10 protein-coding genes are annotated in these 12,801 nt (G+C 65.1%); 1 reads left to right on the top strand and 9 read right to left on the bottom strand.

All coding sequences use genetic code 11. The features are described 5' to 3' along the window. On the top strand, nucleotides 1–230 hold a 230-nt coding region (locus LH128_RS33400), incomplete at its 5' end, for a hypothetical protein (RefSeq protein WP_327195158.1). On the opposite strand, the gene LH128_RS13130 is transcribed toward LH128_RS33400, so the two are convergent. From LH128_RS13130 to LH128_RS13090, 9 genes are all read right to left on the bottom strand, one after another. Next, nucleotides 220–2,547 carry a TonB-dependent receptor plug domain-containing protein gene (locus LH128_RS13130; RefSeq protein WP_008830127.1) on the bottom strand — a complete coding sequence of 776 codons (2,328 nt, stop codon included), beginning with the start codon at nucleotides 2,545–2,547 and terminating at the stop codon, nucleotides 220–222. The genes LH128_RS33400 and LH128_RS13130 overlap by 11 nt on opposite strands. A 182-nt stretch (nucleotides 2,548–2,729) precedes the next feature. Next, nucleotides 2,730–4,007 carry a dicarboxylate/amino acid:cation symporter gene (locus LH128_RS13125; protein WP_037519331.1) on the bottom strand — a complete coding sequence of 426 codons (1,278 nt, stop codon included), beginning with the start codon at nucleotides 4,005–4,007 and terminating at the stop codon, nucleotides 2,730–2,732. 96 nt (nucleotides 4,008–4,103) lie between these two features. Continuing rightward, nucleotides 4,104–5,102, bottom strand: a complete 999-nt coding sequence (gene epsC, locus LH128_RS13120; protein WP_008830125.1) for a serine O-acetyltransferase EpsC — start codon at nucleotides 5,100–5,102, stop codon at nucleotides 4,104–4,106. 37 nt (nucleotides 5,103–5,139) lie between these two features. After that, nucleotides 5,140–6,513, bottom strand: coding sequence for an NtaA/DmoA family FMN-dependent monooxygenase (locus LH128_RS13115; RefSeq protein ID WP_008830124.1), 1,374 nt, complete (start codon nucleotides 6,511–6,513; stop codon nucleotides 5,140–5,142). A gap of 11 nt (nucleotides 6,514–6,524) precedes the next feature. Further along, complete coding sequence (locus LH128_RS13110; protein WP_008830123.1) at nucleotides 6,525–8,216, bottom strand: ATP-binding cassette domain-containing protein; 1,692 nt, start codon at nucleotides 8,214–8,216, stop codon at nucleotides 6,525–6,527. Beyond that, on the bottom strand, nucleotides 8,213–9,034 hold the full coding sequence (locus LH128_RS13105; RefSeq protein WP_008830122.1) for an ABC transporter permease: 822 nt from the start codon (nucleotides 9,032–9,034) through the stop codon (nucleotides 8,213–8,215). Before LH128_RS13105 ends, LH128_RS13110 begins: the two co-directional genes overlap by 4 nt. Before the next feature lie 4 nt (nucleotides 9,035–9,038). Then, a complete protein-coding gene (locus LH128_RS13100; protein ID WP_008830121.1) occupies nucleotides 9,039–10,070 on the bottom strand; it encodes an ABC transporter permease in 1,032 nt (343 codons plus the stop codon). Continuing rightward, nucleotides 10,067–11,593, bottom strand: coding sequence for an ABC transporter substrate-binding protein (locus LH128_RS13095; protein ID WP_008830120.1), 1,527 nt, complete (start codon nucleotides 11,591–11,593; stop codon nucleotides 10,067–10,069). The genes LH128_RS13100 and LH128_RS13095 overlap by 4 nt, the downstream gene beginning before the upstream one ends. Continuing rightward, nucleotides 11,590–12,801, bottom strand: a 1,212-nt coding sequence (locus LH128_RS13090) for an NtaA/DmoA family FMN-dependent monooxygenase (RefSeq protein WP_008830119.1), incomplete at its 5' end; no start/stop codon positions are given. The genes LH128_RS13090 and LH128_RS13095, both read right to left, overlap by 4 nt.

Raw genomic sequence — 12,801 nt, 5'->3', positions numbered from 1 at the left:
GCCCGATCCGGTCCAGTCGGCCAGCGATTATGGAGGCGCAGTTGGTCCTGCCCGTTGCCAGCCGCGCAGCGATCAGCGTAATCTCGCTCTCGGCCGCACCGGAAGGGGTCGGCGCGACCGATCGCGCGAAAGCGATGCCCCCGTGTATGCCGGCGCCGGCCATCGTCAGAAAAATCAGCTTCGAGACGATGGCGCAGCGCATCACTCCGTATCGGTCGCTCAGAACTTGAACCCAGCCGAGGCGAAGAACGACATGCCGTTGAAGCCGAACGGCGAGTAGTAGGGAAACGCAGTCACACCAGTGGTGTTGAGCGCTGCGGGCACCTTTTTGGGATAGACGTCGAGCAGGTTGCTCGCGCCCAGCGCCAGGTTGAACGACGCATCCTTGGGCTGATAGCGCAGTTCGAGGTCCGTGATCGCGCGCTTGCCGGTGTGAAGGTCGCTGGTGGCGACGGTGCCGGGCTGAAGAACGTCGCCATAATAGGTGACGCGTGCGGTGGCGCCCAGCGTATCGCCGGTCCACACCACGGTACCGGAGACTTTCTCACCGGGAGTTCCGTCCTCGATTGTCAAGATGCGGCTGCGGGCGAACAAGGCCGTGTTGGCGGGCACCTTGGTCACCTTGATGTCGTTGACATTGCCTGCAACTGTGAGGTCGAAAGTGCCTGCGCCTTCGGTGACGATCTTGTAGTTGGCGACCGCGTCGATGCCCTTGGTGGTGGTGGCCAGCCCGTTCAGGAAGAAGCGCGCGGCAGAGACGTTCGGGATCGTCGTGACGGCGATGTTCTCCGACAGGCCGATCTGGTTGCGCACGTGGATGCGATAGCCGTCCACCGTAAGCGAGAAGCCGCCGGTGCGCAGCACGAAACCAGCCGACAGGTTGGTGGACTTTTCAGCCTCCAGCGCCTTGCCGCCGAGCGAGGTCGCTTCCGCCGAAGTGGACGGATAGGTGCCCGTAACGATCTGATTTCCGTTCTGGATGACCGAGGTGATCGAGGTGTAATACTGCTGGATCAGGCTGGGGGCACGGAAGCCCGTCGAGGCGGTGCCACGGATCGCGAAGGCGGGGCTGAAGTCATAGCGCAGCGACAGCTTGCCGGTGCCGGTGCTGCCGAAGTCCGAATATTTCTCGCCCCGTCCTGCCAGAGCGACCAGCAGCTTGTCCGTCACCTGCGCTTCGAGGTCGAGGTAGATGGAGCCGTTCTGGCGGTGCTCGTTTATTTCGTTGAGCGTCGAGAAACCTGGGAAGCCCTGCGCGCCTGGCGTCGCGTTCGGATAGGCGGTGCCGTAGCCGTAGGACGCGGCCTCGCCCGCCTTGATCTCGTAGCTTTCGCGGCGGCCTTCGACGCCCCATGCTACGTTCAGCGACTGGAATACGTCGAACTGCTTGGAAAAATCGATGCCTGCGACCCACTGGTCGTAAATCGAAGCGCCATCGTAGAACTCCGTCTGGCTGGCCGCCCCGTACGTGTAATTGGCGGAATCGCGGGTCCGGTAGTCGATCCGATTGCGGCCATAGCTGACGTTGAGGTCGGTCTTCCATCCCGCGATCTCGCCGCGCAGGCCGCCGGTTACCGTCAGGTCCTTGGAGTGAGTATTGATCTTCGGCAGGAAGCCGTCGAGGCCATAAGCCGCCGCGGCCGAATCCAGCCGCGGGAAAGCTGCCGAGCTGGAATCGCGGTACTGGTAGCCGCCGAAGGCGTAGACTTCCCAGGTTTCGTTCAGCGGCTTAGCCGAGTTGACGTAGACCGAGTAGCTTTCGACTTCCGGATCGCCGAAGCGGTTGTCGACTACGGGCGTGGCAAGGCGCGGGTCCACGTCGCCGCGGCTGGTGGGGTTGCGCTTGGTGTATTCGCCCGAAACGGTCAGGAAGCCGTCCTGTCCCAGCTTGATGCCCTGCCAGCCGGCAGCGGTCACGGTGCTTTCACCGGTGACGTGGCGGCTGTCGCGCGCGGTGTCGATCTGCGTGTCGTAGATCCCGTAAGTAACGGTGGCGCCGCCGCCGTGGTCCGCTTCGCGCAGGCGCAGGTTGACGACACCGGCGATGGCGTCCGAACCATACTGCGCCGAAGCGCCGTCACGCAGCACTTCGATCGACTGGAGCGCGGTGGACGGGATCGTGTTGAGATCGACCGCTGCCGAGCCGCGCCCCACCACACCGTTGACGTTGAGCGAGGCCGACGTATGCGCGCGCACGCCGTTGATGAGGACGAGCGTCTGATCCGGGCTCATACCGCGCAGGGTGGCGGGACGGATCGCGTCGGTGCCATCCGTGGCGGACGGGCGCGGGAAGCTGATCGAAGGAACCGAGTTGGCAAGCGCGGTGCCAAGCTCGGTCGTGCCCTGCTGCTTCAGATCCTGGATCGTCACGACGTCCACCGGAGATGCGGTGTCGAGCTTCGAGCGCCCCTGGGCGCGGCTGCCGGTGACGACGATCTCGCTGTCGGTGCCTGCAGCCGCAGCCGTTTCCTGTGCGCCGGCCACCTGAGCCTGAGCGATGGCGACGGTCGATACGGCGGTGAGCGCCAGGGCATTCGTGAATTTCATGATTTTCTCCTCATGCCGCGAAACCGCTTTGCGGTCGGGCGCGACGGGACCTGAACACATCTGATTCTTCTGGGGCGCTTGTTGAGCCAGAGCCGCATTACATGCCCGGTGATGTCTGTCAGTCGATTTTATTCAATATGTTCCGATATTTGCTCATTCGAAATAGTAACGGACGTGGTTTCCTACAGTCCGAGGCGCTTCGAGACGATCACCGGGACGAGCACTTGTCCCGCCACGTTGACCGCCGTACGGCCCATGTCGAGGATCGGGTCGATAGCCAACAGCAACCCCGCCCCTTCCAGCGGAAGGCCGAGCGTCGATAGCGTGAGCGTCAACATCACGACAGCGCCGGTAAGGCCTGCCGTCGCTGCCGATCCGATGACGCTGACGAAAGCGATCAGCACGTAGTCCGAAGGCTGCAGCGCGATTCCGTAGAATTGCGCCACGAATATGGCCGAGATTGCGGGATAGATCGCCGCGCAGCCGTCCATCTTCGTCGTCGATCCGAGCGGCACGGCAAAAGCGGCGTAAGCCCGGGGGACGCCCAACTTCTCGGTCACTTCCTCGGTGACCGGCATCGTCCCGACCGAGGAGCGAGACAGGAAACCGATCTGAATGGCGGGCCAGGACACCGCAAAGAACCTGCGCGGGTCGATCTTGTGCAGCGCAAGCAGGGATGGGTAGACACCCAGCAGCACGATCGCCAGCCCGGCGTAAACAGCCGCGACGAAGCTGCCCAGCGCGGACATCGCGTCCCAACCGTAGCTCACGACAGCGTTTGCGAGCAGCGCGGCTGAGCCGATCGGGGTCAATGCGATGATCCAACGCAGAACCTGGCGCAGAACCTGGTTGGCCGAAATCATGAAGTTCAGGAAGGGATTTGCTCGATCGCCGACACGAACGGCTGCGGCGCCGACTGCCGCTGCGGCGATGATGATCTGCAGGACATTGAAGCTGACCGACGTGCTCGCCTTGCCGTTCTCGACGCTGGTGGAGGCCGAAATGCCCAGATAATTGGAGGGAACTAGCCCGGTCAGGAAATCCAGCCAGCTGCCTACCGAGGCGGGAGTCTGCGCGGCGGTGCGGCTGATTCCGGCGTGCAGGCCGGGTTGGATCGACACGCCCAGCGCGATGCCGATCACCACCGCGATGAGCGCAGTGATCGCGAACCAGACGAGAGTGTGCACGACCAGCCGCGCTGCATTGTCGAGACCGCGCAGCGCGGCCACCGATGCGACAATGGCCGTGAAGACGAGCGGTGGAACGAGTGTCCGCAGCAGTTGGATGAATATCAGCGCTACCGTATGGAAGGCGGCAGTAGCGCTCATGGCGAAACCGCTCTGCGGGTCAAGCCCGCGTACGATCAGCCCGGCCATTATCCCTACGGTCATGCCGAGCAGCACTTGCATGCCAAAACCAGGAAATCGCGGGCGACGGACGTTAACGGAAGAAGCGGTCATCCGGTTTTGACTAACCATCAGGGAATGAAGCGCAAACAATATTCTCTATCATATTTATAGAGATTTATCTCTTCGCGAAAGCGATTCCCCGGGCTGTCAGTTGAATTCGGAACTGGTAATCCCTTGTTGCCGGGCTTGCCGGATCAGATGGTTCTGTTCCCGCGCCTGCATGACCTGACTGAGCGGGGGAATATCATGCGTAATCCAGACGTTGCCGCCGATCTCGGAGCCAGCGCCAATGGTCACCCGGCCAAGGATCGTAGCCCCGGCATAGATGACTACATCGTTCTCGATGATCGGGTGACGTGGGAGGGACTTGATCAGAGCGCCGTCGGCCTCGGTTGGAAAATTCTTCGCACCCAGCGTGACGCCTTGATAAATGCGGACGTTGTCACCGATCACGGCCGTCTCGCCGATCACCACGCCGGTCCCGTGGTCGATGAAGAAGCCCTTGCCGATCTGTGCTCCGGGGTGGATGTCGATCCCGGTGCCGCCATGCGAGATCTCCGATATGATCCGCGCGACCAGCGGTGCTCCCATCAGGTATAGCGTGTGCGCGAGACGATGGTGGATGATGGCCAGCAGTCCGGGATAACAGATCAGCACCTCGTCGATGCTGCGGGCGGCCGGGTCCCCCCGAAAGGCGGCCTGGATGTCGAGATCCAGAAGGCGCCGCAGGTTGGGCAGCGCTTGCAGAAAAGCCACGACTATCTCCGTCGCACGCTGGTCTGCCAGAGGGCTTTCGATCTCGTCGGCATAGGCCAGTTCCAGCCGCAACTGCGCATGCAGCCGGCTGGCGGCGATCTGCAGCGTCTGGGTGATGAACGTATCCTCGTTGGCCTGCCGGACGAAATCCGGCCCCAGCCTCAAGGGAAAGAGAGCACTGCTCAATTCTTCCGCGATCTTTGCAAGCCGGACGCGGGAGGGGAACCCTTTGGCGCCATGTTCGACGTGGCGTGCGTTGGTGCTGCGCCAGTGGCGGCGGATCTGGGCAAGCTCGTGCACCACATCGCCGACGTCCCAGAGATCGAGCGTCTCCACACCGGCGTCCCTGCCATGATCCGACCCGAGTTCGGCCGAGCGCAGCTCGTTCATCCTGCTCCTTCCTTGCGCTGGTGCCCCGTATGCGCTTTCAGTTCTGGATCGGCTCTAAATGCCGGACCGGCGGGTTTGACTGACCGGGGATCGCATCTGGGGCCGCATGGCGGTTGTCGATGAACGGCAGGCCCAGATGACCACGCAGGGTCTCGGCCTCATATCGTCCGCGAAACAGGCCGCGTTCCACCAGGATGGGAACGACCTTCGCGCGGAAGCGATCCCAGTCGGCGGGATGCTGGACGAAGAGATTGAACCCGTCGGCGGCGCCGCTTTCGTACCAATGCTGCAACTGATCGGCGATGGTCTCGGGTGAGCCGACGAGCCGCAGCCAGCCGAGCGCTTGCGCTTCCAATACCCCGCGAAGGGTGACGCCGGCACGCCGGGCGTTCTCGATATCCTCGTGGAACCGCCTGATCCCGGCGTCTTCGCTGCGGGGAAGCTCGGGAAACGGCGCGTCGAGATCGTAGCCGCTGAAATCGTGCCCGTCGAACTGACGTGAAAGCGCAGAGAGGCGGCGGCGTATGTCGCCCGCCGTCGTTCTCTGGCGCTCGATTTGCAGCGCTTCCTCGTCGGTATCGGCGATGGTGACGCCGAGCGCGGGTATGAACAGCAGTTCGTCCGGATCGCGCCCGATCGCCTGCGCGCGGGCGCGAATGTCCTGTGCCAGTTCGATGGCTTCATCGGTGCTGCGCGCGAAGCTGAAGACGATATCGGCGCGTCTCGCGCTGAGGTCGCGGCCCTGATCGGAGGTTCCTGCCTGAACCAGCGGCGGCTGCCCCTGCGGCGAACGCTGGATATTGAGCGGTCCCGTGACCGAAAAGAACTCCCCGCGATGATCGAGCCGATGCTGTCTTGCAGGATCCAGGAATCGCGGCGCAGTCCTGTCGCGGGAGAAGGCACCTTCTTCGTAGGAATGCCATAAGCCCTGTACCGCCTCGACCGCTTCGTCCGCGCGCCGGTATCGCGTGTCGTAATCACCATGGCCGGAGCGACTGAAGTTGCCCGCCGTCCCGGGATCCTGACTGGTCACGATGTTCCACCCGGCGCGGCCGCCGCTTATGAGGTCGAGCGAAGCCAGTCGCCGGGCAATATCGAAAGGCTCGCTGTACGTTGTGCTGACGGTCGCCACCAGGCCGATGCGGTTGGTGGCATAAGCAACAGCGGAGAGCAGCGTCAGCGGCTCCAGCCGGTTCAGGTGATGGTTGGGAAAGTCGGGCGTGATGTACTGGCTGTCGACGATGAAGACGAAGTCGAAATGGGCGTCCTCTGCCTCCCTCGCCTGCTTCACATACCAGTCGATGTTGACGCTGGCGTCCAGCGGCACTTGGGGATCGCGCCAGAGTTCGGTCCCGGATGCATCGCCCACGCCGATCAGGACGGCTCCCAGTTTCAGTGTATCGCGTGCCATGATCGGACCTTTCAGTGAGCGGTGAATACGGCGGGGGCTTCGCTGCGCTGCGCGGACAGGCGCGGTGCAGCAGCGAGCAGACGGCGGGTGTAGGAATGGGACGGGTCGGCAAGCACCTGGTCGGCCGGCCCGCTCTCGACGATGCGGCCGCGATAGAGCACCGCCACCCGGTCCGCGATCCCCGCGACGGAGCCGAGGTCGTGAGAAATGAAGACCTGCGCGATACCCTTTTCCTGCGCCAGACCACGCAGAAGTTTCAGGACATGGAGGCGATTGACCGCATCCAGCGCGCTGACGGGCTCATCGAGCAGCAGCACCCTTGGATCGAGCGCCAGCGCGCGGGCGATCACCGCCCTTTGCCGCTGCCCACCGGAAAGGTGCCGGGGCAGGCGCGAGGCCAGCGCGGCATCGAGGCCGACGGCCTGCAGGGCTTCGCCGAGTGCCTGCGCGATGGAGGCGCCATCGGTTTCACCGCGCAGATGGAGACCCTCGGTGACAGAGGCCGCGATCGTCAGGTCGGGATCGAGGCTGCGCAGCGGATCCTGGAACACGTATTGCAACGCGCCGGACCGTCGCAGTTCGCGCAGCGGTCCGGCTTTCAATCCGTCGATCCGCGCGCCATCGAGTTCGATAGTGCCGCTCGCCGTCGGGATCAGGCCCAGGATCGTACGCAGGAGCGTGGTTTTTCCCGAGCCGGTCTCGCCGATCAGGCCGAGAATTTCTCCGGGAGCCAGTTCCAGATCGACGTCCTCGATCACCGTGCGGATTCCGTAGCCCGCATGCAGCCCCTTAACCGCGAGCAGTGGCGTTCGCTTGCCGCTCAGCGATGCCGGGCGGGCTCTTTCGATCGTGTGGACCGCGTGGTCTTCGATCAGGCTGCGGGTATAGGCGCTTTGCGGATTGCCGAGTACGCTGCGCGTGGGCCCGGCGTCCACGATCGCGCCGTCGCGCATGACGATGACGTGCTCGCATATCTGCGACACCACGGCGAGATCGTGCGACACCAGGATCAGGGTCAGGGCTTGGTCCCGGCGCAGCCTGTCGATCAGGTCCAGCACTTCGGCCTGCACCGTCACGTCGAGCGCGGTGGTGGCCTCGTCGGCGATCAGGAGGCGCGGTCCGGCGCAGATCGCAATCGCGATGAGCACGCGCTGGGCCATGCCGCCCGAAAGCTCGAAGGGGTACTGCCGATAGACGGCGCTCGCATCCTCGAAGCCGACCTGGCGAAGCAGTTCCAGCGCGCGGTCGCGGGCGGCAGTGCGGCCGAGGCGCAGCGTCGCCCGGATCGCTTCCACCAGTTGGCGGCCCACCGGGATCGAAGGATTGAGGTAGGAGCCCGGGTCCTGGAACACGGCCGAAAGCGCCTTCCCCCGCAAATCCTTCCACGATGCCGTATCGAGCCGGGAAAGGTCCACGTCCCCGAAGCGTATGGAACCGGAGGCGATGTTCAGGCCCGGCGGCAGGACATCCAGGATCGCCCGGCAGGTGAGGGACTTGCCGCTGCCGGATTCGCCCACGATGCCCAGCGTCCCTCCTGCTGCCAGTTCGAAGCTCACATCGCGCACGAGTTCTCGCCCCTGCGCCGTCACGACATGGAGGTTGCGGACCGAAAGCAATGGCTCGGCAGGCGGCTCCGGGCGGCGGTGGCGGATTTCGAGAGTAACGACGTTGTCGGCGGGAAGGCCGGATTGGGCTTGCGTCATGTGGCGGTCTCCTTGCGTCCGGAATCCCTGAGCGCGTCGGCAAGCGCATTGAGCGCCCAGACCGTCGCGACGATCAGCAGGGCAGGGGCGACCGGGCCGAACGGGCGGTCGTAGAGGTTGGCGAGGTCGGTCGCGAGCAGGCCGCCCCAGGTCGGGTCGGGCGGCACGACGCCGATGCCGAGGAACGTCAGCGAGGCGACGATCGAAAGGCACGCGCCGGTCATCGACGCAGCAGCGACCGCCACCGGGGGCAGCACTTTGGCGACGACGTGGCGGCGCAGGATCGCGGAGGCCGAGGCACCCATCAGGCGCGCGGCCTCGATGTATTCGGCATTGGCGATGGACAGGGCCGCCGCGCGGGTCACCCTGAAGAAGGCCGGGGTGATGAGGATGCCCACGGCGAACATCGCCTGGACCAGCCCGTTGCCCAGCATCGCGGTCATGGCGATGGCGAAGACCAGGAACGGCAGCATCATGAGCGCGTCGATCACACGCAGGTTGATCCATTCGAACCGGCGTCCGAGAAAGACCGACAGCAGGCCGGGAACGACGCCCAGAACCAGCCCGATCGACACCGAGAGCAGGCTTGCAAGGACGGAGACGGTCGATCCGGCGAGCAGCCGGCTGAAGACGTCGCGGCCCAGTGCATCGGTGCCCAGCCAGTATCTCGTGCCGGGTGGTTGCAGAAGTGCCGAGCCGTCCTGCGCCAGCGGATCATGCGGTGCGAGGAAAGGCCCGAAGACGGCGAGTACAGCTACGACAGCGAGAATTACGAAGGCGGCGCGGGCGCTGGGATAGCGCAGGAGCTGGCGGATCATGGTTTCAACTCCGTCGCCGCGCGGCTGGCTGGAGGACGCCCAGCAGGACGTTGACGCACAGGTTGCAGGCCAGGATCAGCAGGATCGACACGACGAGTGTGCCCTGTACGACCGGCACGTCGCCGCGCAGGGCGGAGTCGGCGGCGAGCTTGCCCATTCCGGGCATGTTGAAGATCGCCTCGGTCACGACGGCGCCGCCGATCAGCATCGGCACTTTGAGCGCCAGCACGGTCAGCGCCGGCCCCGAGGCATTGCGCAGGACGTGAACGAACAGGATGCGGCGGCGCGAAAGGCCGCGCACGACCGCGCCCGTCACGTAATTTTCCGAGAGCGCGACAACGAGGCCGGTGCGCAGTTGCCGGGCGAGGTCTGCGATGACATCGACGCTGAGAGCCACGGCCGGGATGCTCACGGCGGCCAGCCAGCCGATCGGATCGTCAGCGAAAGGCACGTAACCCGAAGACGGGAGCCAGCCGAGCCAGAGGCTGAAGATCAGGATCAGGACGAAGGCGACGACGAAAGGCGGCAGGGACGAGACCAGGGCGGCGAACAGCGTGATCGCGCGGTCCAGCCGCCCGCCGTGGCGCACGCCCGCCACGAGGCCGAGGCCCAGCCCGAATACCACGCCCACCAGCAGCGCCACACCCGCGATCGAAAGGCTGATCGGCAGGCGCTGCAGGATCAGTTCGAAAGCCGGCACGCCGTTGAACCAGGAAGTGCCGAGGTCACCGCGCATGACGCCGTCTATCCAGTGCAGATACTGGAACACCACCGGCTGATCGAGGCCGAGATCGGCGCGGATGCGCGCGACGGTCTCGGGCGATGCGGCGTCGCCCGCGATCCCCGCTGCCGGATCCAGGCCGGACACCACGCCCAGCAGGAAGGTGATGAGCGTGGCGATGAAGAAGACCGGCAAGGTGATCCCCAGCGTCCCGCCGACATGGCGCAGCAGCGCCTTGCCGTGACGCAGGCGAATGGTCCCCCCGGTCACGATAGGCGCTGCCTGCGGCGGTGCTGGTTCGGAAACGGTGCTCATTCGACCGTGACTCCTTCCCAGCGGATCTGCGAGGGCACGATGTTGAGGTGCTTCACCCTCGAACGGGTGGCGACGATGAACGGCGTGCTGAACAGCCAGACGCTGGGCGACTGCTCGGCGCCCAGACGGGTGGCGCGTTGCAGGCGCTCCTTGTACTGAGGCGCGTCGATCGGGGTGGCCCGCACCTCGTCGATGGCCTTGAGGAACGCGGGCGGCGCATAAGGACCGCTGAGGTTCATGATGCCCTGCGGCCCGTAGACCGCCAGAAGGTTCTGGACCGGCGATTCCCGTCCGACCGTGCCGTCAACTGCGGTGGCCGGGCGCTTGGCGATATAGACCTCGCTCTGCCAACTGGATGAACCCGGCGGCACGATGCGCAGGCGCGACTTGATGCCGACGCGCCCCAGTTGGGCCTGCAGCAGCTCCGGCAGACCCTCGTTGATCAGCGGATTGATGACGATCTCGACCGTGAGGGAACCCGGCGCGTGGCCGGCCTGCGCCAGCAGCGCTTTGGCCCGTGCGGGATCATAGGCCCACTTGTCCCTCGTCTGCGGATCGAAGGCGAAGTAGTGCGGCGGGAAAGGCTGGTTGGTGGGCGTGCCGAGACCAGCCGTGAGCGTCTTCACCAGTTCGCCGCGATCGATGGCGTAGCGCACCGCCTCGGCCACGCGCGGGTCGTCGAAGGGCGGCTTGTTGCGGTTTATCATGAGATCGCTGGCATTGAGCGACGGGGCGGTGGTGACCGTCAGCTTGCGCGCACGGGCTTCCTCCACGCGCTTGGGTCCGATCGAGGCCACGTCGATCGCGCCCGAGACAAGCGAAGCGATCGTCGTTGTCGGCTCCGACAGCGTGGTCAGTTCCAGACGCTCGACGTGGATGTTCGCAGCGTCCCAGTAATCCGGATTCTTGACGAAATAGGCGTGCGATTCCGGTACGAATTCGACCATCTTGAACGGCCCTGCGCCGATCGGCCACAGCGCCAGCTTTGCTTTGTCCTTCGCCGCGGCGGTGGGGCTGGCGATAGCGCCGACACGGCCCGCCATCACGTAGGGCAGCTGGTAATCGAGCCGCGAAAGGTGAAACACCACGCGCAGCGGCCCGTCGGTATCGAAGCTGGCGATGCTTTCGATCTCGGGGCGCAGGAAGGAATCCTTCTGCGTCTTGCCGCGCTCGAAGAAGGCCTTCACGGCGGCGGCATCGAGCGGGGTGCCGTCAGTGAATTTCAGCTTGTCGCGCAGCTGGAAGGTCAGTGTCCTGCCGTCCGGCGAGTATGTCCAGCTCTGCGCCAGTGCGGGCTGGACGTTGCCATCCTTGTCGAGCCGGGTGAGCGAGGCATAGGCGAGGCTGACGGTGTTGATGTCGGCCCCGGTGCGGCTCGTCACCGGATCCCACGACGTGGGCAGCATGAAGGCCCAGCGGACGCGCGCCTTTTCGGCGGCTTTGTCGCCCGAGCCGCCGCACCCGGCCGTGGCCAGGACGGCGGCCAGGACCACCGCCCAGCCTGCGAGGGAGCGTGCTTTCACGAGACCGCCAGCGCCGGCTCTTCGCGCCGGGCAGTCGGGGATGCGGAGGCTTCGGCGCGGATGTTGGCGGGTTTGGGCAGTCCCAGGTTGCCGCGCAGCGTGGTGTTCTCGTACTCGCTGCGATAGACGCCGCGCGCCTGCAGGATCGGCACGACTTCGTTCAGGAACCGGTCGAACTGGTCCGGGTGGCCGAGCATCACATTGAGGCCGTCGAGTGCGCCGCCCTCGAACCAGCGGATGATCTCGTTGGCAACGGTTTCGGCACTGCCGACGAACGGGCTTCCGCGCGAGGCGCTGAGAACTTCCACGGTCTGGCGCAGGGTCAGGTCGTCCTTGCGGGCAAGTTCGACGATGCGCTGTGCCTGCGTGAAGAAGCTGCGCCGTGCGTGTTCGAGCGTCTCGGCCGGGAACGGGGCGTCGAGGTCGTACTGACGGAAATCATGCCACCCGAACGAGCGTCCGAGTTCGCCGAGAGCCTGCTCGAAGCTGTGGTCCGCGCGGCGGGATTCGGTCTCGATGCGGCGGCCATGGTCGTCGGTGTCGCCCACGTATATGCTGACGCCGGGAAGGATCAGCACGTCATCCGCGCCGCGTCCTGCCGCGACGGCCCGGCGGGTGATGTCCTGCTTGAAAGCGCGGCCATCCTCGATCGAGGCGGAGTGCGTGAAGATGGCATCGGCGGTCTGTGCGCCGAGGTTGCGGCCGTGATCGGAATCGCCGGCCTGGAAGATCACCGGCTGACCCTGCGGCGATCGCTGCAGGTTGAGCGGCCCGGTGACCGAGAAATACCTGCCCTTATGATTCAGCGCATGCAGCTTGGCGGGATCGAGGAACACCCCGGTCTCGCGATCGCGCGGGAAGGCGTCATCCTCGTACGAGCGCCATAGGCCCTGCACCACGTCGATATATTCGAACGCACGGCCATAGCGGGTTTCATAGTCGTAATGCTCGTCCAGACCGAAATTGCCCGCAGCGCCGGGATCGCCGCTGGTGACGACGTTCCAGCCAGCGCGTCCGCCGCTGATGAGATCGAGCGAAGCGAGGCGGCGAGCGAGGTTGAACGGCGAGTTGAACGAGGTGGTGAGCGTGCCGACAAGGCCGATGTGGCTTGTCGCCGTCGCCAGCGCGGAAAGCAGGGTCAGCGGCTCCAGCCGGTTCAGGTAGTGCGGCGGCGAATCCTTGGTGATGTACTGGCTGGGGGGGGGGGG

The sequence above is a fragment of the Sphingomonas sp. LH128 genome (assembly GCF_000293195.2).
Lineage (GTDB): Bacteria > Pseudomonadota > Alphaproteobacteria > Sphingomonadales > Sphingomonadaceae > Novosphingobium > Novosphingobium resinovorum_A.
The sequence above is the reverse complement of the archived record's forward strand: the minus strand, read 5'-3'. Positions and strand labels throughout refer to the sequence as shown.